We start from the raw sequence: 23,638 nt of genomic DNA, 5'->3' as shown, positions 1-23,638 counted from the left end.
CAAAAGGGAAGGAATTTATTTCGTTAATATAAAATTCTCTAATTGTTTCAAACTGATTTTATTTTCATAAATCGCTTTTCCAATAATCACTCCTTCACAACCTATTTCAGCTAGTTTTGGGATTTCGTCAAAAGTTGAAATTCCTCCTGAAGCAATGAGTTTTAGGTTTGTTGTTTCAGATAAAATCTCACTATAGATCTCAAAACTAGGTCCTTGCAACATGCCGTCTTTGGAAATATCTGTACAAATTACATAGTGAATTCCTTTGGTTTGATACGATTGTATAAACGGAATCAATGCCAATTCACTTTCTTCTTGCCAACCATTGGTAGCTATTTTTCCACCTTTTGCATCTGGATAAAAATCTGCGCCTAAAATGATTTTCTCTGCTCCAAATTTGGCAATCCAACCTTCAAAAATTGTTGGATTTTTCACTGCAATACTGCCTCCAGTAATTTGATTTGCACCTGAATTAAATGCAATTTCCAAATCTTTATCAGCCTTTAATCCGCCACCAAAATCAATTTTCAAATTGGTTTTTGAAGCAATTTCTTCTAATACTTTATAGTTGATAATTTGACTTGCTTTGGCTCCATCCAAATCAACTACATGCAAATATTGAATACCTGCAGCTTCAAATTCTTTCGCAACTTCCAACGGATTTTCGTTGTAAATCTTCTTTGTATTGTAATCGCCTTTTGTCAAACGAACACACTTTCCGTCAATAATGTCTATGGCTGGGATGATTCTCAAAATAGTTGTTAGTTTTTAGTTGTTAGTTTTTAGTTCCAAAAAATTCTTTAGAATTTTTTCTCCTTCTATTCCACTCTTCTCTGGATGAAACTGAACTCCATAAAAATTATCTTTTTGCAAAGCTGAGGAATATTCCAATTCGTAATCTGTGGTTGCAATGGCTTCCTCACAACTTTCTGCATAAAAACTATGCACCAAATACATAAATTCGTTTTCTTTAATTCCTTTAAACAAATCAGACCGTAAATTTGTAATCACATTCCAACCCATTTGTGGGACTTTAACAGTATTTGAAAACTTTTTTACAGCAACATCAAAAATCCCCAAACCTTTGGTGTTTCCTTCTTCCGTAGAATTACACATCAATTGCATTCCCAAACATATTCCCAAAACGGGTTGTTTTAAAGTGGGAATTACTGCATGCAATCCACTTTCAATCAGCATTTTCATAGCTGAACTTGCCTCTCCAACTCCAGGAAAAATAACTTTGTCAGCCGATTTTATGGTGTCAATATCATTGGTTAAAATCGCTTCAACTCCCAATCTTTTAAACGCAAATTGAATGCTTTTGATATTTCCTGCTCCGTAATCAATAATTATGAGTTTCATAATTAGTTTTTAGTTTTTAGTGTTTAGTTTTAAATTGATTTACTTAAAACTAAAAATTTATAATTCAACACTTTTAAAGCATTCCTTTCGTACTCGGCAAAATCATCTTCTCCACATCTCTTTTTACTGCCATTTTGATGGATTTTGCAAAAGCTTTGAAAATTGCCTCGATTTTGTGGTGTTCGTTTGTACCTTCTGCTTTGATGTTTAAATTGCATTTTGCACCATCAGTAAAGGATTTAAAGAAATGAAAAAACATTTCTGTGGGCATTTGTCCAATCATTTCTCGTTTGAAATCTGCTTCCCAAACCAACCAATTTCGTCCGCCAAAATCAATTGCTGCTTGCGCAAAACAATCGTCCATGGGCAACGAAAATCCATAACGTTCTATGCCTAATTTATTTCCCAAAGTCACAGCAAACAATTCGCCCAAAGCAATGGCAGTGTCTTCAATCGTGTGATGTTCGTCTACTTCCAAATCGCCATCCACTTTGATGTTCAAATCCAATTGTCCATGACGTGCAATTTGATCCAACATATGATCAAAAAAAGCAATTCCTGTATGAATATTGCTTTTTCCTGTGCCATCTAAATTGATGTCAATCGCAATTTTTGTTTCATTGGTATTTCTGATGATGCTTCCTGTGCGTTGTTTGGCTTTTAAAAACTCGAAAATGGTTTTCCAATGGGTCGTTTTTAAGATTTGAGTATCGTTTTTGTAGTTTAGATTGTCATCATTGCTGATGAAGATTCCTTTAGCATTCAAGTTTTCTGCCAATTCAATATCGGTTAAACGATCACCAATGACATACGAATTTTTCAAATCATAGTCATCAGAAAAATACTTGGTCAGCAATCCAGTTCTCGGTTTTCTAGTAGGCGCATTTTCATGAGGAAATGATTTGTCAATCAACACATCTGTAAAAACAATTCCCTCATTTTCAAAAGCTTTCATCATTTTAGTGTGCGCAGGCCAAAAAGTTTCTTCAGGAAAAGAAGTGGTTCCCAATCCATCTTGATTGGTTAACATCACCAATTCGTATTCCAATTCTTCTGCAATTTTGCCCAACCAACGAAAAACACCTGGATAAAACTCCAGTTTTTCCAAACTATCTAATTGATAATCAATAGGTGGCTCTATTACTAATGTGCCATCTCTGTCTATAAATAATACTTTTTTCATGATTAACTTGTTAATCAATCCTGAACTTGTTTCAGGATCATATTTAATAACTATTTAACTCTTTTAATGTTGGATTGGATTCTTTTACAAGATTCCATTTCCATTCTTTATGCCAATTTTTTAATTGCTTTTCTCTGCTTTTAGCTTTTTCTTTAGATAAAAACTCTTCGAAATAAATCAATTCAAAAACACTATATTTTTTTGTAAATAAAGCTCCTCTTCCAGCTTTATGTTGCTCAACTCTTCTTTTCAAATTCTCTGAATAACCAATGTACAAAAGTGTTCTTTTTTTATTTGACAATAAATAACAATAGAATTTTTGTTGATCATCCATACTATCTTTACATTATAAATTTCCTGAAACAAGTTCAGGATTTCGAAATTAATGAAAGTTCTTTCATTAATTTCTCATTCTCTTCCTTAGTTCCAACAGTCAAACGCAGCGTGTTTTCACACAAAGGTTGGGTAGTTCTGTTTCGAATTACGATCCCTTTTTCAATCAATTCGTTGTATCTTTTAGTGGCATCATCTACTTTTATCAGAATAAAATTGGCATCAGATGCATAGATTTTTTCGATAAATGAAATCTCTTCCAAGGCAATTGACAAGTGATTTCTTTCGGATAAAATCGTTTCAATTTCTTGGGCAACTCCTTCTCGATCTTGCAAACGCTCCAATGCTTTTTGCTGCGTCAATTCGTTGATATTGTAAGGTGGTTTGATGTTGTTTAAAATGCGGATAATTTCTTCGGAAGCATAACAAATTCCCAAACGAATTCCCGCCATTCCATAAGCTTTTGAAAGGGTTTGAGTGATGACCAAATTGGGATATTCATTCAGTTTTCTCAACCAACTTTCTTGTGCTGAAAAATCAATATAGGCTTCGTCAATGACTACCAAACCTGAGAAATTTTTCAATAAAGTTTCAACAGCTTCCTCCGTAAAACTATTCCCTGAAGGATTGTTTGGCGAACATAAAAATAACACTTTCGAATTGTCATCAACAGCCGCTAAAATTGGAGGAATTTGTGGTTGAAAATCCCTTGACAACAATACTTTTCGGTCTTCAATTGCGTTGAGTGCTGCCAAAACGGAATACATTCCATACGTTGGTGGCAATGTGATGATATTGTCTTTATTGGGTTCGCAAAAAGCACGAAATATCAAATCCAATACTTCATCACTTCCATTGCCCAACAAAATGTTTTTTTCAGAAACATTTTTGAGGTTTGCCAAGACCTTTTTTACGGTAAGTTGTTGCGGATCAGGATAGCGATTCACACCATTTTCAAAGGGATTTTCATTGGCATCCAAAAAAATCATATCATTGATTGCCACATCCTTATATTCATCTCTTGCAGAGGAATAGGGTTTTAAAGACTTTATATTTTCTCTTATGAGAGTATGTAAGTTGAAATTATTTTTCATATAGATAAACTTCTCGATACCATTTTTCGTTCCTCAAAATCACTCGAAGTGACATTAGTTAGTATCTAATTCTTTTAAACGTAATGTAACTGCGTTTTTGTGAGCGTGCAATCCTTCTGCTTCAGCCATGATTTCAATGGATTTCCCCAATTTTTTGATGCCTTCTTTCGAAATTTCTTGAAAGGTAATACTTTTCAAAAAGCTATCTAAATTGACACCTGAATAGGCTTTGCTAAATCCATTTGTGGGCAATGTATGATTGGTTCCTGAAGCATAATCTCCTGCACTTTCTGGGGTATAATTTCCGATAAAAACAGAACCTGCATTTTCGATATTATCCACATAAAAATCATTGTTTTTGGTGGCAACAATAAAATGCTCAGGGCCATATTCATTGATCAAATCCAAACAAAGTTGGTCATTTTCTAAGTAAATAGATTTCGAGTTTTCGATGGCTTTTGTGGCGATTGCTACTCTTGGTAATACAGCCAATTGCTTTGAAATTTCAGTAGAAACTTCTTCAATCAATACTTTAGATGTAGAGACCAAAACTACTTGACTATCAGTTCCATGCTCTGCCTGACTCAATAAATCTGCGGCCACATAACTTGCATATGCTGAGTCATCTGCAACTACTAATAATTCGCTAGGACCTGCAGGCATGTCAATAGCCACTCCGTATTTGGTGGCTAATTGTTTCGCAACCGTTACAAACTGATTTCCTGGGCCAAATATTTTATACACTTGTGGAATGCTTTCAGTACCAAAAGTGAATGCTGCAATGGCTTGAATACCTCCTACTTTGATGATTTTTGAAACACCACATAAGTGCGCTGCATACAAAATGGCAGGATGGATTTTCCCTTCTTTGTTGGGTGGTGAACACAAAACAATTTCTTTACAACCTGCTATTTGTGCAGGAATTGCCAACATCAATACTGTTGAAAATAAAGGGGCTGTGCCACCAGGAATGTAAAATCCTACTTTTTGAATTGGTCTTTTTTCTTGCCAACAACGAACGCCTCTATATGTTTCTACGCTTACTTTTTCGGTTTTTTGGGCTTTGTGAAAGATGGTGATATTTTGATGAGCCACTCGAATTGCTTCTTTCAAATCACTATCAATCAATGAAATGGCTGTTGCAATTTCATCCGAAGAAACGAATTTATTGCCAATGGAAACTCCGTCAAACAATTGTGTGTATTTATCAACGGCAAAATCTCCGTTTTTTTGAACGTCATCAAAAATCTGTAACACCGTTTTTTCAATGTCATCCACCGTTTTTGTGGGTCTTTCTAAGATTTTTTTCCAATCTTTTTGATTGGGATTCAGTATTGTTTTCATGATTAACTTGTTAATCAACCCTGAACTTGTTTCAGGGTCTATTATTCTTTTTTTTTTAAAATTAACAGAACTTATTATGTTTTATGACGAGTTCAACTACTTTGAAGCTGAAATGAGTTCAGCATGGTTTTGTAGATTTTTAAAAAAATCTACAAAACCATTTTTTCAATAGGACACACCAAAATTCCTTCTGCACCTTTGCTTTTTAGTTCGTCAATAATTTCCCAGAATTGATTTTTTGAAATCACTGTGTGCACAGAAGTCCAGCCTTTTTCTGCTAAGGGCAATACTGTAGGACTTCTCATTCCTGGTAATATTTTGATGATTTCGGGCAATTTGTCATTAGGTGCATTTAATAAAATGTATTTGGAATTTCGTCCTTTTAATACAGACTGAATTCTGAATTGAATTTTCGCTAAAATGGCTTTGCGTTCATCATCCATTTTAGGGGAAACTGCCAACACAGCTTCCGATTTTAGCAACACTTCAATCTCTTTCAAGCCGTTTTTGAAAAGCGTGCTTCCGCTAGAAACGATGTCGCAAATACCATCTGCCAACCCAATATTGGGCGCAATTTCTACTGAACCATTGATAATGTGCAATTTTGCTGTAATGCCTTGTGCCTCTAAAAAACGTTTTACCGTTTCAGGATACGAAGTGGCGATTTCTTTTCCAGCCAAATCTTTCAAACAAGTAGCGTCAGATTCTTTGGGGACTGCAATAGAAACCTTGCACTTTGAAAACCCCAAACGTTCCACAAAAGGTAAATCGCTTCCTTTTTCTATCAAAATATTTTCGCCAATGATGGCTGCATCTACCACTCCATCTCGCAAATATTGAGGAATATCGCCATTTCGTAAATAAAAAACTTCTACAGGAAAATCCCTTGCAGCGGCTTTGAGTTGGTCTTTTCCATTATCAATAGAAATACCAATGTCTTTCAAGATTTCCATGGATTCGTCATGTAATCTTCCTGCTTTCTGAATTGCAATTCGTAAGTTACTCATTTTTTATTGATTAGGTGTTTGAGCAAAATGGATTCAACTAAAAACCCGTTTGATTTGCTCAAACGGGTTTATAAATATCTTGAATTTATTCAATACATTTTTAAATCGCTTGAGAGCAATTGTAAAAATGATGATGATGTTTTTGAATAAATGTCATGTCTTTTTTAAATGATGTGCAAATATCGAAATTTTATTTTTAAATCACCAAAGGAAAAATAGAAAAAGTGAACTTATTTATGATTGTTTTGGGAAAATGAGTATTTTGAAATAAAAGATTGAGCAAAGATTAGTATTTTAGTTTATAAATAAAAGTTTTGCTGTATTTGTGAAATAATTTATTAAAACATTTTATTGTCTCATATTGTTTTTTTAGAACTGTATTCTGAATCTTAGTTATTTTACAGAAAATATCAATTTTCCTTTGTAAATCTTAAAATATTTTTATAAAATTGTTTTTGTTAGTTGGAGTATGCTTAATAAACTGTGTCAAAAGAAATATTATCCTTCAAAATAAATTTATAAAAAATCAAGACAATGAAAATACTTAAAATTTTATTTTTTATACTTGGACTTGCCACTTTTAGTAGCATGCAAGCAACTACACCCACGAAAGCAAACCAAGCACCGCACATTATTTTACTACAAAACCTACAAACAGCGCTTGCTTCTGTTGAAAACAACCCTGAAGACTGTGGCTGTAAACTAAAAGAATATATAGAAGAGTTCATAGCACTTTATCCTACGCAAGCCTTATACCAAAACCAAGTGCAGGAATACACACCTGAGCAAATTGAAGGAGCGGCTATTGCTGCTTGTCTAAATTTAGAGCAGTCTTTGACTCAAGGTTTTAGTGCGGCTAAATTTAAAGAAAAAATTGCAAATCAAATAGGACTAGATATAAACGATAAAGATTTCAATAAAAAGTTTTATGGATTTTTAAATCAATATAAAAATAAAATGATTTGTGCCAAAGATCCTAAAAGCAATACAAGTCGAAGTATGCATTTTTATAAGTATGCACTTTTTAGGGGAATTATTGATCTATACGATGATGTTTTATTTTATGATGAAGAGTTTGAGATAGATTTTAACGCTGTAGAAATCGTTAATGGAAAACCTGAAACACTTGTCGATTTTATTGACAAAGAAATTGCAACTGGCACCATGCGAGCAAATACTTTGAAGGGAATTCGCATTGATGTCGTTGATCTTGGTGGTAAAACCGGGCAGCAATTGATTGATAGCGGTGCATTTAAGATGAAATAGCCATGAGATTAACACCATAGCAACTGAGAATGATTAAATGGCTATTACATGTGAGCAATAAAGAAATCAATTTAAACACATGAAATAAAATGCTTTAAAATAAATTTTGTGATAGAAACGTTTCTTAAAAATAATTCCGAATCTGATGTAATTGAATTGCTGAAAAAGTTGTATGCAAGTAATACAAAAATTTCAGAATACGATAAAATAAAATTACAGGAATACGAAACAGCTGATTATGCTCTTTTAGGTATAATTGGTTTAATCCTTGATAATAAAGCCAGAATTTTACTCGGCAAAAAACAAGTATATGATAAGGAAATTCAAGAAAAATGCAAGCAGTATCCAATTTCGCAAAACGATTTAGATGAAATAGCTAATAAATTTCTAGAAGATGATTTTAGCGAAGAAAGTGAATTTATTTTACGAAAAGTAATGCTCGAATATCCAAAGAAAAGAGAATTAAATAACTAAAAAATTATAAATATGAGAAAAATATTTTTACTACTAATTTGCTTTGTAGCTGCAATTGATTTAAATGCCCAATCTGCTGAAATATTATCTATTTTAAAAGAAGACAAATTATATTCTGCTGAAGAAATGGATAATCATATTGCTTCACTAAAACCTTACGTTGGTAGAAGAGAAACAAATGAAAACGAATATGCTTCAATGATAATGAGAGATGCCAACAGACTCGAAACACAAGCTAGAAAAGGCATCTACAATGCGAGAAAGCTGAAAGTGAAGTTAAATGAGGCAGGCAAAAGTTATTGGGTAAGTGAAATAGATGATTTGATTGATAATTTTACCACAATAAAAACCAAATCAGCCTTAGTAAAAGACAATGCCCATAGTTTATATTATCTAAATCATAAAAGAGAAACTGTCATTCAATATTATAACGAGATGGTTTCCGCTATACATAGCATTTTATCCAATGCAAATTACGCCAGACAGTCTTATAAAACGGTGGAAGAAATATTTCGTTGGGAGTTAACTTATGAATCCAAAGAAGATAAAAATAAAAGAATACAGCAGGAAATTGAAGAAACCAGAAGAATAGTAAATTTATACAAGCAAAGCAATAATGACAAGCCCAAAATGGGTTGCCTTGAAGGTGATTGTGAAAATGGTTATGGAGTATATGTAAGTGAATCTGGGATGAAAAGACAGGGAATGTTTAAAAAGAAACAACTAACAGGTGTAGGACGCATAGATTCTGAAAGAGGTTATTATATTGGTGAATTCTTAGATGGTTATTTTAATGGTTTTGGAATACGAATTTATAAAAATGGCGATAAGTATATGGGTTCATGGCAAAAAGGAAATAAACATGGTATTGGAGTTTTCATAAAAAATGATGGTAGCGTTCTTAAAGGTTTTTTTAAAAATAATGCCCTTACTTCTGAATATGTAATAACTTATAAAGTTTATAATTTTATTGATAAAACTAAAAAAGGATGTATATCAGGGGATTGTGTAAATGGGTATGGTAACTATATTTTTCCAACAGGAGGTTTGTATATAGGAACATGGAAAAACGGAATTATGCATGGTAATGGTTATTATCATTCGAAGTCTGGCAAGGTATATTGTGGAGAATTTAAAGAAGGAAAATATGATGGATTTGGAAGTTTGATGACTAGTATTGATGTAAATTTAGAATGCTATATTGGTTATTGGAAAAATGATTTAAAAGAAGGAAATGGCACTTATATTTTTAGAGAAGGAACATTTTCAAAAGGAGTATGGATTAAAGGAAAATATCAATAAATGAAAATATTAAAAAGAAGTAGTAATCTCAATATTTAAATTTTATAAAAATGAAAAAAACACAATTAATAACAATTTTGTTAATATTTTTATTTTCAATAAATTATGGACAGGAAACTTTTTGGAAAAAAACAGATAGCGAAGGTACAGCATATCTTTGTTTAATAGAAGACGACAATACTTTTGGAGATCATTTTAGATTTTATTACACTGGTAATGATCAACATTATTTAATGCGCTTAAAATATGATTATAATTTAAATGTGTACAGAATGAGAAAAAATGATGGATGGTCAGGAAATTATTATATCTACCTTAAAAATGGTTTCCTTTATATGAATGTTCCAAATGATGAATTTGCTATAAAATTCAAAAGAATTAAACCCTATGAAATACCTGATTATATTTTGTACGATACTAATTATAAAGAAAGAGAGGTAAGGTAAATTAACAAGAAAAATAATTAAAAACTAACGTCTTATGAAAAGCAAACAAATACTACTTTTAGCCGTCATTATATTTTTAAGTTACACTAATGCTTACTCGCAATCTACAAAATTATTTGAACAAGTACACCAGGGGCTTCGTACTGATTATATAGCATCAAATCTTGAAGAACTTCGCCCTTATGCCGAAAATAATGGAAGTGCAAAAAAAAACAGAGTTGTTCAATTGTCTTCCGCAACTGAAGCTTTCATGAACGAATGTAATATTGCTTACAATAATGCATTGTCTGTTGAAGAACAATTACAAAACAAAAACATATCGGAGTATAATGATGATATTGAACAAGTAAAAGAATATTTAAGAGCGATGCATTATGCCGCAAATTCATTAGTTGAAAAATGTAATTGGATGTACAATAGACCTAAAGTTCATAGCGGAAAAACGTATAACTCAATGATTAATGCCTATAATATTATTGTAAAAAATCGTAATTATCTTGGGAAAAAAACTTCAGCTTTATCTCGAATTGCAATTATGCTCAGTTATTAATTTAGATTCGTAAAAGCTTGTTTTATAAAAATTAAAAAAATATTTAAACAAAATAAAAATGAGAAAAATAACTTTAATCCTAGCAATTTTATCATTCTATTTTACAAATGCTCAAGATAGAAGTTCGAAAATAATTGAATGGAAATCAACATCCAATGAGATTTTAAAAGACATAAAAATACAAGACAAAACTGGCGCTAAACATAATCTAACCGATTATATAAATGCTAACAATCAAGGAAAAATTGTAGTATTAACTACTTTTTATGACTTTTGTGCAGGTTGTATAGACGGAATTATTAAACCTCTTCTTAATTACAATAAAGAAAATTCAAATTTTATTTTGATTCCTCTAAATGTTAACTATTACAAAGCTGGTGCCAAATCTCCCTCACCGTCTAAAACGCATAAAGATAGTATAATAAAAAACATACGATTTGGAAATCATACTTTATTTAATCCCGATAATTCTTTCAATAATTTAATGAGTGGAAAAGATGCTACTCCTTATACACTTTTAATAAAGGATGGTATTATTATTTATTCAAATTTTGGAAGTCTCTATTTTCCTTATTCGACTGAAGGCGAAATTATAATTGCCTTGCTTAAATCTAAAGAAAAATTATATTCAAATAAATTAAGATATAAAGATGGAACGCGTATCGAATTTGGATTTGATCACTTTAAAAGAGAAGGAACATGGATTTGGCATGATAAATACAACCCATCGACACCTTCTGAAGGAATATATAAAAAATTAACTTTTAAAAACGGAAAAAAAAATGGGGAAGAAAAAAACTACTATGAAAATGGGAAATTAAAATCTACTTATACAAATAAAGATGGCGAAATAGAAGGAAAAGCAATATTGTATTATGAAAGCGGTCAAATAAAATATATAGGTGAAATCCATAATGGAGTTCCTATAGGAGAATTAAAACTTTACTATGAAAATGGCAAATTACAACAAATTGCTAATTATACAGATGGAAAACTAACAGGCGAAGCGAAAATCTATCACGAAAATGGGAAATTACGCGAAATTGGAAATTTTACAGATGGAAAACAAACAGGCGAATGGAAACAATATGATGCTAATGGAACATTAATAAAAAAAGAAATATACAATAATGGTGAATTATTAAAATCGAATTAACAATAATTTTATTAAAATTTCTTATAACTTCTATTGTAAACATAAAGCTAAAATGAACGATATGAGTTATTTAAAAGAAATTAACAACTAGTTTTTCAAATGAAAATAAATTAATTTTAATATTTAAAAAAATGAAGAAAGCTACAATAACATATTTACTAATTTTTATTTCAGCTTTTTATAACTAAGCACAAGAAATAAAAAATGATACAATTGTTGAAAAAGGAACATTTTCTATCGGAAAAAAAATCAATAATGAAAAAGAAGGATTGTGGAAAATTTACTTTGGTTATTCAAAGAATAATCTAATACTTTATCAAGAAGGCTCTTATAAAAGTAACGAAAAAACTGGAAAGTGGACAACATACAAAGAAAATAAAGTTTTAAAAATTGAAAACTTTAAAAATGATGAATTGAATGGTGAAGAAATTTATTACTATGAAAATGGTAAAATACAATCCAAAGGCAGTTATCTTAACGACGAACCAGATGGAGAGCATATCTCGTATTACAAAAGTGGCAAAGTAAAATCTATTGAAAATTATTCAGAAGGTACAGAAAACGGTCAATTCTTAGATTTCTTTGAAAATGGTAAAATAGAGATTTCAGGTAATTTTATTAATGGTGTTGAAGAAGGCGAATTTGAACACTTCAATAAAGATGGAAAAATACTAAACAAAGGTTCTTTTAAAAAAGGAGAAAAAATTGGAATTTGGACTGAAACGGAAGAAAAAAAAGGGGGTTTAGGCATTCCTGAGACAATACGTGTTAATACAAAAAACTATTCCACAAACGAAGAAAACATAAAAATATATGATAAATTAACTGGCAAACTAGTTAGAACTGAATATTATAAAGATAGTAAATTGTTAAAATCTAACTAATATTAATTAAATGTCAAAGAAGATTTTGAACAAATTTTAAAATAATACACCATACTAGAAAAGAATGAAAAAATTAATTATTATTACAAGTTCCCTTTTATTAGCAATCCTTTTTTATGGCTTTAATAAAAAAACAGAAAACGTTGGTCCATCAGGTCCTGCCTATGTTGTCACTTGGCAAAATAAATATCAAAAATGGAATGCTGCTGGTCCCACGCAACATTTGCAATTTGCAGAAGACACAGAAGAATTGGCGATAGGTAGAGTTGCTAGCAAAAACAGAAAAGGATATAAATTAACCTTTATTAAAGAATGTGGAAAATTTAGAGTTTACACCGTAGGTTTTAAATATGCAGGTTATGATTTTGATGCTATGGCCTATGTAAGAAATAAAGAAGGTTACTCATGTGACACTCCAAAATAGTGAAAATAAAAATAAATAATAAAGTTATTCCTTTATATGACGTATCATATAACGACGGCCTAAATTTTGGAAGAATTAATCAAATTGAAAATCAATTTACTGACTTTGTTTTAGAGCTTTCGTTTGAAGAGTTTACAAAATTAATACAGGAAGAATATAATTCACTCAAAAATGAAATAAAAGAAGATGACGATTTGTATAACGACTCATCTTCTTTTAAAGAAATTAATTATAAAGAATTGAAAGAAGTTTTGTATTCAAATTCTGGTTTAGAACTAATCATAAAAGATTACCTAGATCGTATTATTTATAATACGCTATTTCAATATTCCGGCAAAAAAAACTATACTATTAATAGTACAGAAAATATTGAAATAAGAAATGAAACCATTTATATTTTAGGTAAATGTTTTAAAAATAGATGAACTTAAAAAGTTTATACCTCACGAAAGTCAAAAAAGAAAGCGAATTCAAAATACAACCATTCTTATGTCAAACAAAATAAATTCAATTCAAAACATAAAAACAGTTCTAGCAAATCAATTTGGAAGAAATTTTATAGATAAAAAACTATATTTGTTATCATAAAAGTTTAGTAAAATGAATATAGAAACCACAAAATTAGAATTAATGCATTTGCTACTTCAAACGCAAAAAGAAAGTATTCTTAAAAAACTTAAAGCCGTTTTTGAGGAAGAACAAGCTGATTGGTGGAATGAAATGTCTCAAGACGAACAAGATGAAATTAAAACTGGTTTGGCTCAAGCTGACAAAGGAGAATATAAAGCAAATGAAACAGTGATGAAGCGTTTTGATAAATGGCATTAAAAATCGTTAGGTAAATGACCTTTTAAATCGGTTAAGTCAGTATCCTAGAATTTGTCCTCAAACTGGAAAGTTTTCGAATGTTCATAAAGGATTGGTTGATAAAAACAATTACATTATCTAAAGAATTCGACCAAAAGAGAATGTTATTGAAATCATTAACTTTCGAGGAACTAAACAAAAACCGATAGAATAAATACATGAATTGAGGTTTGAAAATTCCCTATACAATGGTCACCTGAACTCGCAATTTATTTTAAAAAAATAGATAACAAATTCGGAATACAACTATCCTTACACCAAACAAAATTTACACAAAGTATAATTGGCGGGAGGAATTTAAGGTTTGAGATTCAAGGTTCAAGGTTTTTACGACTGTAAAGTAAATTTAGGCTTAAGTAAACTCTATTTTATAGTTCATCAAATCAATTGAAAATTGATTCCCATTCGTGAAAATCCATCAAAACAAATCAACATCCGTGAATTCGTGGCGGGAGGAGTTCAAGATTTGAGATTCAAGGTTTAAGGTTTTTGTGACTTGAAATTAATTCGAGAGTATAGCTACTTTCAAATTCTCCAATACAATTTCCGAAACTTTTGACAAATCGTTGTTTTCAAATGCCTTGTCTAAATCAACCAAAGAGTTGTTGTCATTGTTGGGTTGATAGTTATCGTAATCTACAAAACGAATTCCATTGATAGTTTGCTGATTGGTAACCGCTCTAAAGCGTTTTCCTCCTCCATTCGTATGAAATGAATACGCTAAGTAATTGATCGTAAAGTCTTCTTTTCCAATCCAATAGATAAATACATCTTCATAGTCTTCTCCTCCTCCATTTTCTGAAAAAGTGATCTCAACTTTATAGTATTCTTTGCCTTTTACGATTGCTGATGGCAATTGTTTTTTATGCACAGCCTTGTCATTCAATCCATAAGGCAACACCGAAAAATAATGCACCGCGTTTACAGAATTTGAATAAACAGTTGCCAAAGAATCTGAAATCGAAATGGGTTTTTCATTTACAAAACGCTGAAATCCTTGGTTGCTCAGCACATCTGTAATGGAATCAAAAGAGCGTTTCAATTGAAAAAGTCCATTTTTTCGAGTAGCTTCATAATGAATGTCTCTGAAATCAAATGAAATTTTAGCATTTTCAACCTTCTCTGAACCAGCCACTAGCATGGCTTTGTCAATAATTTCTTGGGCTGTCAATTCCTTTTGAGGGGTTTTGCAGGATACTAGCAAAGCAATGGCAATGAAAAAAAGATACTTCATGAATTGTTTTTGGATTGGTCTTATAATTCAAGGCAAAATTACATTTCTTTCACAAAACTAAAAAGACCTATTATTTTTAATCTGTTGAGTGTAATTGAATTTTAAAATGAAATTGCCACGAATTCACGGATTTTATATGCCCAATGGATCCTATAAATTTGAATTTTCATCAAAGATGAAAACAATTATGGTGATGAAATCCTTACAATTTGTGAATTCGTGGCAAAAAAAAATTTATTATCCAATAAAATAATCACACCCAACAGGTTATTTTTAATTTTTACAGAAGAATTCTTTGTGAACCTTTGTGACTACTTTGAGAAACTCTGTGAGATAGTTATTAAACAAAATCCACAAAGAAGTCACAAAATGCACAAAGTTTTCATTAAAATTGATCAGACACTAATTTCACTGATTTCACTGATGTAATTGAACGTAAATTTGATATGACTTTTATACTGTATCAAAACTTAAAATGATTACACTTTCTTTGTGAACCTTTGTGTCTTCTTTGTGAAACTCTGTGGAATAGCTTTTACACAAAATCCACAAAGTAGTCACAAAATGCACAAAGTTTTCATTAAAATTGATGACACCAATTTCACGGATATAAGTAAACCATTTTTAAAAAACTTTAAAACTATGATTCTCCTATGTGGTTCAAATTATTGAAAATTGAATTATGTCCAACAAGTTAAAAATGTATCTTTGCCATCATTTATCAAATCAAACAAAATTCCTTGAATGACTGTTCAGAAAAAAATAAACATACAAAACAAAAAAGCCCGTTTCGAGTTTGAAATTTTGGACATTTATGTTGCTGGAATTCAGTTGACAGGTACCGAAATCAAATCGATTAGAGAAAGCAAAGCCAGAATTACAGAGAGTTTTTGTGAGTTTAATGAAGAAGGCGAATTGTTCATCATCAATATGTATATTGAAGAATATGCGTTTGGGCATCATTTTAACCACAATCCTAAAAGTGAACGCAGATTGCTTTTAAACAAACGCGAATTGCGCAGTCTTAAAAAAGATGTGGAAGCCAAAGGAAATGCCATTGTGCCACTCAAACTATTTCTCAATGAACGTGGTTTTGCAAAGTTGGAAATTGCCTTGGCAAAAGGTAAAAAAACGCATGACAAACGCGAAGTTATCAAAGAAAGAGACAATAAAGTAGACCTAGCAAGAATCAAAAAAAGTTTCAATGCTTAGCCAAAAACTATCCAAATACAGCATCATTTTAGGGTCAGCTTCCCCAAGAAGACAGCAGTTTTTTAAAGATTTGCAACTCAATTTCACCATTCAAGTAAAAGAAGTGGATGAGGTATATCCAGCTGAACTCCAAGGTAGTGAAATCACAGATTATTTGGCGGATTTGAAATCCAAAGCCTTTACCAATTTAGGAGATAATGAGTTGATCATCACTTCAGATACCATTGTTTGGCTCGAAAACAAAGCCTTGGAAAAACCAAAAAACGAAGCAGAAGCCTTTGCAATGCTTCGAAAAATGTCGGGCAAAAAACACGAAGTCATCACTTCTATCAGTTTGAAAACAGCACATTCTCAAAAAATAGTGAACGATACCACAGCCGTTTTTTTCAAAGAACTTACGGATGAAGAAATCGAATATTATATCAAAAATTACCAACCTTTTGACAAAGCTGGTGGCTATGGAATTCAGGAATGGATTGGTTTTATAGGTATAGAAAAGATTGAAGGCAGTTATTTCAATGTGATGGGCTTACCTGTTCATAAACTGTATAAAGAATTGCAAAATTTATAGAAAAAAACAGCAAAGAAAAGTTTATTTTTACACCCTATTATATACAACACGCACAATGAAAAAATACACATACACAGAAATGAAAGACACCCGTTCTGGTTTTGGAGACGGATTAACAGAATTAGGAAGAACAAACCCTAACGTGGTTGCTTTATGTGCCGATTTGATTGGTTCTTTGAAAATGGACGATTTTATCAAAGAAAATCCAGAACGATTTTTCCAAGTAGGGATTGCAGAAGCCAACATGATAGGCATTGCAGCTGGTTTGACAATTGGAGGAAAAATTCCGTTTACAGGAACTTTCGCCAACTTTTCTACAGGAAGAGTGTATGACCAAATCAGACAATCTGTAGCGTATTCTGGTAAAAATGTAAAAATTTGTGCATCGCATGCAGGAGTTACCTTGGGTGAAGATGGCGCTACACACCAAATCTTAGAAGATATAGGCTTGATGAAAATGTTGCCAGGAATGACAGTCATCAATCCATGTGATTATAATCAAACGAAAGCTGCAACCATTGCTATTGCTGACTATGAAGGCCCAGTGTATTTGCGTTTTGGCCGTCCAAAAGTGCCTGTGTACATGCCAACAGACGAACCTTTTGTGATAGGAAAAGGAATTTTGTTGACAGAAGGAACGGATGTAACGATTGTTGCAACAGGACATTTGGTGTGGGAAGCATTGCAAGCAGCTGAGCAATTGGAAGCGGAAGGCATCAGTGCTGAAGTGATCAATATTCACACCATCAAACCTTTGGACGAAGAAATTATTTTGAAATCAGTGGCGAAAACAGGTTGTGTTGTTTCTGCGGAAGAGCACAATATTTTAGGTGGTTTGGGCGAAAGCATTGCTAGAACATTAGCTTTGAATGCTCCTACTCCACAAGAATTTGTGGGTACTAACGATACTTTTGGAGAATCAGGAACACCAGAACAATTGATGGCAAAATACGGATTGGACGCTGCTGCTGTTGTAAAAGCAGTGAAAAAAGTATTGGCAAGAAAATAATCTTTGTATAGGAAACGTTTTACGATCATAACTTAAAATTTATCCGATGAAAAAAGTATTCTTTATTGCTTGTTTTTTTTTTGGAATTCAGCAAACCATGCATTCTCAAGTGAATTTCGGAATCAAAGGGGGAATCAATTACAATTCCAACTCAATTCAAGAAGTAAGTGAAGATGTATTTGACGGTGCAAAAAGTAAAACAGGCTATCATGCAGGTATTTGGCTGCGCTTTAAAATTCCTGTGATTGGCTTGTATTTACGACCAGAATTGGTGTATACCAACCTAGAAAATACAGTGCAATATGACAATGGTTTGGTTCAAAAAAATACCAACTTCAGTTTTCAAAAAATAGACATTCCTGTGCTTTTAGGCAAAAAGATTTTAGGAATAGGCAATGTATATATTGGCCCTTCTTTTCAATATATTTTAGATCAAAACTTTAGCATTAGTGATATTCCTAATGTGCAAGGAGATGGATTTACCCTTGGATTGCAATTTGGCGGTGGCATTGAATTGGGCAGATTGGGATTGGATGTTCGTTGGGAAAGAGGATTTAACAATGTAGAATCAAGTTTTTTAGATGGCGCAACTAGGGTGCAATTTGATACGCGTGTGAATCAAATTATTATTGGATTGAGTTATCGATTGTAACGATTTAATAATTATTCTTAAAGAAGAGGAAACCGAAATGGTTTCCTTTTTTTATATCTAAAACTTAGTACAATACTTTTTGGTTTCTAACGGTTTGTATAAGTTTAAAGAGGGATTTCCCAGCAATTCACCTTCTTACTACACTCAACTTTAATAGTAGCCAAAATACTCAATTTTAGCAACTCAACCCGCATTACGCTTATACAAGGTTATGTTTTTTTTATAACCCATCTTGGTAAATCATTCTCGGTTATTCAATTTTAAGGTAGCACTATTCATTTTTCTATCGACACTTAAAAATGGCTTATCATTGTCTATTCGTTTCCCTTGCATCACTGTATTAACTTGTGAATCTGATGCCATGTAGATTTTTGATTTAACGGGTAATTCAAATTTTACCTTTTGAAAAGGCAAAAACCACTTTACGAGCGTGTTATTCCCTTCCTGTTGCGGTTGGTAGATGATGAAAGTGACTTTTTTAGGCAATATGCTATTGTTTTTTAAATAGAACTGAACTTTTGAAATGTCTATTGTTATAGCTTCCTTTTGATAAGGCATTGCAAAGCCATTGGATTGACCTGTTGCATAGTTGAACGACAAGAGCAGTAATACAATAGTTGATATCTTTGCCATTCTTTTAATAAGCTTTCGATTGAGAAGGTAATCCAGACTGAATTTTCCAGAGCCAAATAGCAAAATACAAAGGCACATAATCATGAAGAAGAACGAGGTTAATCCTGAGTTTCCAATATCTCCATTATGATATATGAAAGTAGCAGTAAAAGTAACAAAGACATTTAATAGAGCTGTAGGTCTGGTCAATAAACCAAGCATCAATAAAATACCACCAAAGAATTCAGATAATACCGCAAACCAGGCAAAAAAGGTTGGAAACGGAAACCCCATATTGGCGGTATCTTGAATGAACCATTCTTGTGGTCCCCAAATTCCATTTTTTGGAAAGAACTTTTCAAAGACTGTGCAAAGTGCAAGTCCTACAAAGAAACGAAGGAGTAAGAAACCAATGTTTTGACTACTAGAGTTTTGTTGACTGCCACCAAAAAGGAAGGCTTTGATTTTGTTGTTCATAATTACTACAGTTTAATTTGTGAGTAGCAAATATGAGGGAGTTAATTTACCTAAACGCTTCAAATCTAGATTTGGGACATGCTTTTGGAGTTATTTTTAGTCAGATGCTGTTATTTTAATTCATTTTGACGAATTCAGAAGGTGTTACTCCACATGTGGACTTGAATACTCTGTTAAAGGTAGATTTGGAATTAAAGCCACAATCATACGCAATGCTTGTCAAGGTAAAAGTCTTGTTTTGTCCTTCTTTGATTCTTTCTTTGAAAGCTGCAATTCGGAAGTTATTCACGTATTGGTTGAAATTCATTTCCATTCCCGTTCTCAGGATGTAAGAGCAGTGCTTTTCAGAAATCTCAAGGTATTTGGATAGCAGTTCAAGGTTCAAGTCTGGATTCAGAAAGACCTTATCTTTAGTCATTAGCAATTCTAGTTTTTCCAGTATTTCAGACAATTCATTTTCGTCAATAACTGTATTTTCTTGGCTGGGTTTTGAAGTAAAAATCTGTAGAGGATAATACTGTTTGAATCCATTTATTGATATCCAAAACACAAAAGCGGAAAGCGTGAATGTATGCACTAAGTAAAATGGGAAACTCGATAAAAAGGTAGGAGATGTGTTGTATTCTATCAATGAAAAACAAAATTCCATAACAGCAACCAATACCATTCCAGCTGAAAAATTCGTGAGCCATCTTTTAATGTCAGCTGTCCAAAAGTAAGCTTTGATGTCTTTTCTTTTCAAGTAGGATAAGGCAAGAATAGTATATCCAACCAAAAAAATCGGGAAAAGAAATGACTCTATTTGAAGGTATATCCGAAAGGTACTTTTATCATAGAGCATCGATTTGAATTCGACTGAACGGAATCCAATGGAAAAATAAATCACTGCCTGTATGACTGGAATAACCAAATGAATCAAGTCATATTTATTCAAGCGGTAGCTGAATTTAGACTTCACAAAAAGATAAAAAAGAGGAGCTATACTTAATGAATAGTAAATTGGGATAAAGTATAATTGCTTCATTCTATAGCTGATTCCTGAAGTAACTAAGATGTCATTGAGCAATGTCAATCCCGAAAAGATTAGCAGCCAACCCAATATGTTTATGGATATATGGTTCTTGTCTTTTTGAGACAGCAATAAAATGCCCATAAATATCGAAACTGATATACCAACACTGCCTATAGCAATAGCAATTAAACTCGATATTGGAAGCGTAATTTCCATTGATTTATGGTATTATTGTTGTTTTTAAATAAGGCTTAACGTTTTGCAGCTACAAGAAGTTGGCGATCTCGGAGACGAAAACTGTCTACCAGCACTGAACTTGATACGAAGCACAAAGCTTCATTTAACCACTGAACCGCCAATTTCTTGTAGGTGCTGTTACCAGTAGGTGTTCTTCGTTCGTGTCCGCTTTCAACCATTTTTTATTATGTCTTTGAGTTCGTCAATTGTCAATGGTGGATTTTGTTTATGCAACATTGAATGGCAGTTTGGGCAAACAGGTCGTAAGTCCTGAATTGGATTTACTTTATATTCTTGTTTGATTGTCGCCACCTGTGTCAAATGATGAACGTGAATAAATTTGTAACCTAAACTGCCATAAAATTTTTCAAAGTTGAAGTCGCAAACAGAACAAGAGTAACCATAATGTTTTAAGCATTCCTTTCTTGCATAAATATTTCGTTCGTATCGGGTCTGCGTAACTTGTGTTGCTGCACCTTCAACATATGTTATTGTCGTGTCTGTTGTTTCTGAAAACGGGCTGTAACGAATGTTCTGTGTTCTTAAAAACTCAAACCATTCTTCTTCGAGTTCGTCAACTGCTTCAGGTCTTATTGAAATTCCTGAAGATTGTGGTGTCCAAGTTTGCTTTGATAAATTTCCTTTGTCAAGATTGTCAACTGTTAGAATTGGTTCTTTTTCGGGATTTAATAAAGTGTCGAACTCAATTAATACTCTCGGAACGTCTTTGTCTTCACCGCTCCAATGTTGTGAAAGAAAAGGTTCTGAAACAACTTTCCCTGATGCGAAAATTCCTCTTGGTGTCGAACCAACTCTTGCTAAAAATGCTCTGTCGCCTGGTCGAATACTTTTATGGCTTCGGCAACTCCACATTAAAGTCACCTTACCAGTGTTTTTAAGTTCTTCAATGTTTTTTTCAATGTATGGTTCATTGTTTGGGTCTGTCCATTGGCTCCATTTATTAGGGTTCCAAACAAAGAGATAAGAATTTTGAATTGAAATTGGTTTTATGTTTTCTGTCAACCCGCATTCTTCTAATGCTTCTTTTAATTCTGGCTTGAGTTGATAAATGAAAAATGTCCCTTTGTAGTAACCCGTAAAAAAGAAGTCCCAAAGTTTTCTTGTTCCGTCTTCACGCTCTGTTTGTTTAATGTCGTGTTTTTTAAGGATGCGTTTTCCAAGTCCAACAACTTTCCCTACAACACCATTTTTGTCTGACCAACCGATAATTCTTGCAAGGTCTGTCGCTGATGCTTCTTGTTTGTCGAGTGAATATAAAGTTTGAAAAATGAGAAGGTCGTCAGGTTGCACAAGGTCTTTGTCTTGCAGAATTTCTACAAAAAGTTCCTTACTGATATTTGGTGTCGTTGTCGTCATTTACACTTACTGGTAACTAGTTTATATGCGAAACTTTATGTAACTTTTATAAAAAAACAAAGTCGCCCATTGAGCAACTAAAATACAAATAAAACCAATACAATTAGAAGTAAACATACAAATACCGGAAAAATCTTGTATCAAAAATCTGTAATACCCTACACCTCTTTCAAAACAGGTACCCCATTTTTTAGCAAGCGTTTTATTTTTTTACTCGGTTGGTAGTTGATGTGAAACTTTTTATGCTATTGGGCGATTTCAGTTTGCTCTGTCTTGGTGTCTAAAATTAGAAGTCCCTCATTATTGGTATCGAGTTGTGCAACTAACTCACCATTTTTGTTCCAAATAGCACTCTGTCCAACGCTCATAAAGTTGTCACATTGTCCAATGCAATTTGACATCAATATTGGCGTGTTGAACTCTTCTGCAATTTGAGCAAAGTGTTTGTATGCTTTTTCAATTCCGTCTTTTGGTTTTGCAACACTTGCAATGTATAAGTCAGCACCCATTTTATTCGCATTCAGAAAATGTTCACGCTGCATAGTTTCGTAGCAAATTCCAATTGAAATTTTCATTCCTTTACTATTTAGAATAGTTTGGTCATTTCCACAAACAAAATAGGGCAATTCGTCTGCATGTAGCAATTGTTTCGAATAAACAACTCTCTTTTGTGTAGGCTGAAAAATCAGCATACTAATGTTTATTCCGTTAATTGAATTTGTTGGCATTCCTATTCCAATTGATATTTCTTTGTTGTCAGAAAGTTCTTGAAATGGATTAAAAATGCTGTTTTCTATGTCTGTAGCAAATTCTTTGGCTAAATCAGGTTCATAATTGGTTATAGATAATTCAGGAAAGATGATTAAATCAGAATTTAATTTGATTGCACGTTCAATTATTCGTAAGTGATTCTGAATATTCTCTTGAACTTTTCCTTTTTCAGATTTTGTTTGTGCAATGCAAATTTTCATTTCTTTGATGCGGTTTGTTTTAATTGCCTAAAGTTTTGCAGCTACATGAAAGTGGCGATTTCGAGGCACTTTACTTTTATAGAAACACAAAGCTTGATTTAAGCACTGAACCGCCACTTTGGGGTAGGTGCTGTTAGTGGGGCTGGGTTTATTTTTTTTCGTTCGTCCATTTAATTTTTACTGCTGAAATTTTGTCAAGTTCAAGCCTATTATCAGTCTGAATCTCAAATCCACATTTCTCATAAAACTTCAATGGTGAAACATATGTTAGTCCGTTTTTCTTCTTGTCATTGTTATGGTCAATTACCCAACCATTCAAAATCGGCTCTACTTGTTTCAGTTCATCAAGCATTTTTCGTCCTAAACCTTTTCCCTTTACTTTTTCAGATAAAATAATTGCAAACCATTTTTCATTATTTCTGTCAAAAGTCAAAGCCCAACTGTAAGCTTCCCCAAAATTCGGCCATTTAAAAATAGAATTCGACAAGCGACGCAGGAGCGCGTTCAGTAAAAATTATTAAATTTAAAGCCGAAAACTTATGAAGACAACCCAATTTACCGAAAACCAGATTGTTGCCATTT

Annotated in this window: 27 protein-coding genes; 14 read left to right on the top strand and 13 right to left on the bottom strand. The window is 32.5% G+C overall.

Annotation, left to right across the window (positions count from 1 at the left end):
* Positions 1-15: 15 nt before the first annotated feature.
* The 7 genes from hisA to hisG form a co-directional block, all read right to left on the bottom strand.
* Positions 16-753, bottom strand: a complete 738-nt coding sequence (gene hisA, locus IU405_RS08790; RefSeq protein WP_197438240.1) for a 1-(5-phosphoribosyl)-5-[(5-phosphoribosylamino)methylideneamino]imidazole-4-carboxamide isomerase — start codon at positions 751-753, stop codon at positions 16-18.
* 15 nt (positions 754-768) lie between these two features.
* Entirely contained in the window at positions 769-1,362 is a 594-nt protein-coding gene (gene hisH / locus IU405_RS08785) for an imidazole glycerol phosphate synthase subunit HisH (RefSeq protein ID WP_197438239.1), read from the bottom strand.
* 73 nt (positions 1,363-1,435) lie between these two features.
* Positions 1,436-2,545: a bifunctional histidinol-phosphatase/imidazoleglycerol-phosphate dehydratase HisB gene (hisB, locus tag IU405_RS08780; RefSeq protein ID WP_197438238.1), complete on the bottom strand. Its 1,110-nt coding sequence runs from the start codon at positions 2,543-2,545 to the stop codon at positions 1,436-1,438.
* A gap of 43 nt (positions 2,546-2,588) precedes the next feature.
* Positions 2,589-2,879 (bottom strand): GIY-YIG nuclease family protein, encoded by a 291-nt coding sequence (locus IU405_RS08775; protein ID WP_197438237.1) that lies wholly within the window; start codon positions 2,877-2,879, stop codon positions 2,589-2,591.
* A gap of 34 nt (positions 2,880-2,913) precedes the next feature.
* A complete protein-coding gene (gene hisC, locus IU405_RS08770; protein ID WP_197438236.1) occupies positions 2,914-3,972 on the bottom strand; it encodes a histidinol-phosphate transaminase in 1,059 nt (352 codons plus the stop codon).
* Positions 3,973-4,026: 54 nt separating this feature from the next.
* Positions 4,027-5,316, bottom strand: a complete 1,290-nt coding sequence (gene hisD, locus IU405_RS08765; protein ID WP_197438235.1) for a histidinol dehydrogenase — start codon at positions 5,314-5,316, stop codon at positions 4,027-4,029.
* A gap of 149 nt (positions 5,317-5,465) precedes the next feature.
* A complete protein-coding gene (gene hisG, locus IU405_RS08760; RefSeq protein WP_197438234.1) occupies positions 5,466-6,323 on the bottom strand; it encodes an ATP phosphoribosyltransferase in 858 nt (285 codons plus the stop codon).
* Between the two features lie 534 nt (positions 6,324-6,857).
* Between hisG and IU405_RS08755 the strand changes: the two genes are divergently transcribed.
* From IU405_RS08755 to IU405_RS08710, 10 genes are all read left to right on the top strand, one after another.
* Positions 6,858-7,589, top strand: coding sequence for a hypothetical protein (locus IU405_RS08755; protein ID WP_197438233.1), 732 nt, complete (start codon positions 6,858-6,860; stop codon positions 7,587-7,589).
* A gap of 108 nt (positions 7,590-7,697) precedes the next feature.
* The gene (locus tag IU405_RS08750) at positions 7,698-8,063 is read left to right on the top strand and encodes a hypothetical protein (protein ID WP_197438232.1); all 366 of its coding nucleotides are present in this window, start codon (positions 7,698-7,700) and stop codon (positions 8,061-8,063) included.
* Positions 8,064-8,075: 12 nt separating this feature from the next.
* Positions 8,076-9,365 carry an MORN repeat-containing protein gene (locus tag IU405_RS08745; protein ID WP_197438231.1) on the top strand — a complete coding sequence of 430 codons (1,290 nt, stop codon included), beginning with the start codon at positions 8,076-8,078 and terminating at the stop codon, positions 9,363-9,365.
* A 50-nt stretch (positions 9,366-9,415) separates the two neighbouring features.
* On the top strand, positions 9,416-9,811 hold the full coding sequence (locus IU405_RS08740; protein WP_197438230.1) for a hypothetical protein: 396 nt from the start codon (positions 9,416-9,418) through the stop codon (positions 9,809-9,811).
* Positions 9,812-9,845: 34 nt separating this feature from the next.
* Complete coding sequence (locus IU405_RS08735) at positions 9,846-10,361, top strand: hypothetical protein (RefSeq protein ID WP_197438229.1); 516 nt, start codon at positions 9,846-9,848, stop codon at positions 10,359-10,361.
* Positions 10,362-10,419: 58 nt separating this feature from the next.
* On the top strand, positions 10,420-11,517 hold the full coding sequence (locus tag IU405_RS08730) for a toxin-antitoxin system YwqK family antitoxin (RefSeq protein ID WP_197438228.1): 1,098 nt from the start codon (positions 10,420-10,422) through the stop codon (positions 11,515-11,517).
* 269 nt (positions 11,518-11,786) lie between these two features.
* Positions 11,787-12,401, top strand: a complete 615-nt coding sequence (locus IU405_RS08725) for a toxin-antitoxin system YwqK family antitoxin (protein ID WP_197438227.1) — start codon at positions 11,787-11,789, stop codon at positions 12,399-12,401.
* 64 nt (positions 12,402-12,465) lie between these two features.
* Positions 12,466-12,825, top strand: a complete 360-nt coding sequence (locus IU405_RS08720; RefSeq protein ID WP_197438226.1) for a hypothetical protein — start codon at positions 12,466-12,468, stop codon at positions 12,823-12,825.
* Positions 12,825-13,250, top strand: coding sequence for a hypothetical protein (locus tag IU405_RS08715; RefSeq protein WP_197438225.1), 426 nt, complete (start codon positions 12,825-12,827; stop codon positions 13,248-13,250). Before IU405_RS08720 ends, IU405_RS08715 begins: the two co-directional genes overlap by 1 nt.
* Positions 13,251-13,425: 175 nt before the next feature.
* Positions 13,426-13,653, top strand: coding sequence for a hypothetical protein (locus IU405_RS08710; RefSeq protein ID WP_197438224.1), 228 nt, complete (start codon positions 13,426-13,428; stop codon positions 13,651-13,653).
* 541 nt (positions 13,654-14,194) lie between these two features.
* Here the strand turns inward: IU405_RS08710 and IU405_RS08705 are convergent.
* Positions 14,195-14,926 carry a DUF6503 family protein gene (locus IU405_RS08705; RefSeq protein ID WP_197438223.1) on the bottom strand — a complete coding sequence of 244 codons (732 nt, stop codon included), beginning with the start codon at positions 14,924-14,926 and terminating at the stop codon, positions 14,195-14,197.
* 744 nt (positions 14,927-15,670) lie between these two features.
* On the opposite strand from IU405_RS08705, the gene smpB reads away from it, so the two are divergent.
* Genes smpB through IU405_RS08685 form a run of 4 tightly spaced genes read left to right on the top strand, consistent with a single transcriptional unit; the run spans position 15,671 to position 18,370 of the window.
* Entirely contained in the window at positions 15,671-16,138 is a 468-nt protein-coding gene (smpB, locus tag IU405_RS08700; protein ID WP_197438222.1) for an SsrA-binding protein SmpB, read from the top strand.
* A complete protein-coding gene (locus IU405_RS08695; RefSeq protein WP_197438221.1) occupies positions 16,131-16,709 on the top strand; it encodes a Maf-like protein in 579 nt (192 codons plus the stop codon). Before smpB ends, IU405_RS08695 begins: the two co-directional genes overlap by 8 nt.
* A gap of 55 nt (positions 16,710-16,764) precedes the next feature.
* Positions 16,765-17,718, top strand: coding sequence for a transketolase family protein (locus tag IU405_RS08690; RefSeq protein WP_197438220.1), 954 nt, complete (start codon positions 16,765-16,767; stop codon positions 17,716-17,718).
* Positions 17,719-17,764: 46 nt separating this feature from the next.
* Positions 17,765-18,370 carry a porin family protein gene (locus IU405_RS08685; protein WP_197438219.1) on the top strand — a complete coding sequence of 202 codons (606 nt, stop codon included), beginning with the start codon at positions 17,765-17,767 and terminating at the stop codon, positions 18,368-18,370.
* A gap of 240 nt (positions 18,371-18,610) precedes the next feature.
* Here IU405_RS08685 and IU405_RS08680 read toward each other — a convergent pair whose 3' ends face one another.
* From IU405_RS08680 to IU405_RS08660, 5 genes are all read right to left on the bottom strand, one after another.
* Complete coding sequence (locus tag IU405_RS08680) at positions 18,611-19,459, bottom strand: DoxX family protein (RefSeq protein WP_197438218.1); 849 nt, start codon at positions 19,457-19,459, stop codon at positions 18,611-18,613.
* A 115-nt stretch (positions 19,460-19,574) separates the two neighbouring features.
* Positions 19,575-20,687, bottom strand: coding sequence for a helix-turn-helix domain-containing protein (locus IU405_RS08675; RefSeq protein WP_197438217.1), 1,113 nt, complete (start codon positions 20,685-20,687; stop codon positions 19,575-19,577).
* A 192-nt stretch (positions 20,688-20,879) separates the two neighbouring features.
* Entirely contained in the window at positions 20,880-22,085 is a 1,206-nt protein-coding gene (locus IU405_RS08670) for an HNH endonuclease (RefSeq protein WP_197438216.1), read from the bottom strand.
* A gap of 245 nt (positions 22,086-22,330) precedes the next feature.
* On the bottom strand, positions 22,331-23,056 hold the full coding sequence (locus IU405_RS08665; RefSeq protein ID WP_197438215.1) for a carbon-nitrogen hydrolase family protein: 726 nt from the start codon (positions 23,054-23,056) through the stop codon (positions 22,331-22,333).
* Positions 23,057-23,204: 148 nt separating this feature from the next.
* Positions 23,205-23,543: a GNAT family N-acetyltransferase gene (locus IU405_RS08660; protein WP_231749639.1), complete on the bottom strand. Its 339-nt coding sequence runs from the start codon at positions 23,541-23,543 to the stop codon at positions 23,205-23,207.
* Between the last annotated feature and the right edge of the window lie 95 nt (positions 23,544-23,638).

Origin of the sequence: Polaribacter sp. BAL334 (genome assembly GCF_015767435.1) — a bacterium.
Classification (GTDB): domain Bacteria; phylum Bacteroidota; class Bacteroidia; order Flavobacteriales; family Flavobacteriaceae; genus Polaribacter.
This window is presented reverse-complemented; position numbering and strand designations above follow the sequence as displayed.

Bases quoted from the DNA above. Each gene is read 5' to 3' on its own strand.
- hisH (WP_197438239.1), bottom strand. From the start codon at position 1,362: ATGAAACTCATAATTATTGATTACGGAGCAGGAAATATCAAAAGCATT.
- hisB (WP_197438238.1), bottom strand. From the start codon at position 2,545: ATGAAAAAAGTATTATTTATAGACAGAGATGGCACATTAGTAATAGAG.
- IU405_RS08775 (WP_197438237.1), bottom strand. From the start codon at position 2,879: ATGGATGATCAACAAAAATTCTATTGTTATTTATTGTCAAATAAAAAA.
- hisC (WP_197438236.1), bottom strand. From the start codon at position 3,972: ATGAAAAATAATTTCAACTTACATACTCTCATAAGAGAAAATATAAAG.
- hisD (WP_197438235.1), bottom strand. From the start codon at position 5,316: ATGAAAACAATACTGAATCCCAATCAAAAAGATTGGAAAAAAATCTTA.
- hisG (WP_197438234.1), bottom strand. From the start codon at position 6,323: ATGAGTAACTTACGAATTGCAATTCAGAAAGCAGGAAGATTACATGAC.
- IU405_RS08755 (WP_197438233.1), top strand. From the start codon at position 6,858: ATGAAAATACTTAAAATTTTATTTTTTATACTTGGACTTGCCACTTTT.
- IU405_RS08745 (WP_197438231.1), top strand. From the start codon at position 8,076: ATGAGAAAAATATTTTTACTACTAATTTGCTTTGTAGCTGCAATTGAT.
- IU405_RS08740 (WP_197438230.1), top strand. From the start codon at position 9,416: ATGAAAAAAACACAATTAATAACAATTTTGTTAATATTTTTATTTTCA.
- IU405_RS08735 (WP_197438229.1), top strand. From the start codon at position 9,846: ATGAAAAGCAAACAAATACTACTTTTAGCCGTCATTATATTTTTAAGT.
- IU405_RS08730 (WP_197438228.1), top strand. From the start codon at position 10,420: ATGAGAAAAATAACTTTAATCCTAGCAATTTTATCATTCTATTTTACA.
- IU405_RS08720 (WP_197438226.1), top strand. From the start codon at position 12,466: ATGAAAAAATTAATTATTATTACAAGTTCCCTTTTATTAGCAATCCTT.
- IU405_RS08710 (WP_197438224.1), top strand. From the start codon at position 13,426: ATGAATATAGAAACCACAAAATTAGAATTAATGCATTTGCTACTTCAA.
- IU405_RS08705 (WP_197438223.1), bottom strand. From the start codon at position 14,926: ATGAAGTATCTTTTTTTCATTGCCATTGCTTTGCTAGTATCCTGCAAA.
- smpB (WP_197438222.1), top strand. From the start codon at position 15,671: ATGACTGTTCAGAAAAAAATAAACATACAAAACAAAAAAGCCCGTTTC.
- IU405_RS08695 (WP_197438221.1), top strand. From the start codon at position 16,131: ATGCTTAGCCAAAAACTATCCAAATACAGCATCATTTTAGGGTCAGCT.
- IU405_RS08690 (WP_197438220.1), top strand. From the start codon at position 16,765: ATGAAAAAATACACATACACAGAAATGAAAGACACCCGTTCTGGTTTT.
- IU405_RS08685 (WP_197438219.1), top strand. From the start codon at position 17,765: ATGAAAAAAGTATTCTTTATTGCTTGTTTTTTTTTTGGAATTCAGCAA.
- IU405_RS08680 (WP_197438218.1), bottom strand. From the start codon at position 19,459: ATGAACAACAAAATCAAAGCCTTCCTTTTTGGTGGCAGTCAACAAAAC.
- IU405_RS08675 (WP_197438217.1), bottom strand. From the start codon at position 20,687: ATGGAAATTACGCTTCCAATATCGAGTTTAATTGCTATTGCTATAGGC.
- IU405_RS08670 (WP_197438216.1), bottom strand. From the start codon at position 22,085: ATGACGACAACGACACCAAATATCAGTAAGGAACTTTTTGTAGAAATT.
- IU405_RS08665 (WP_197438215.1), bottom strand. From the start codon at position 23,056: ATGAAAATTTGCATTGCACAAACAAAATCTGAAAAAGGAAAAGTTCAA.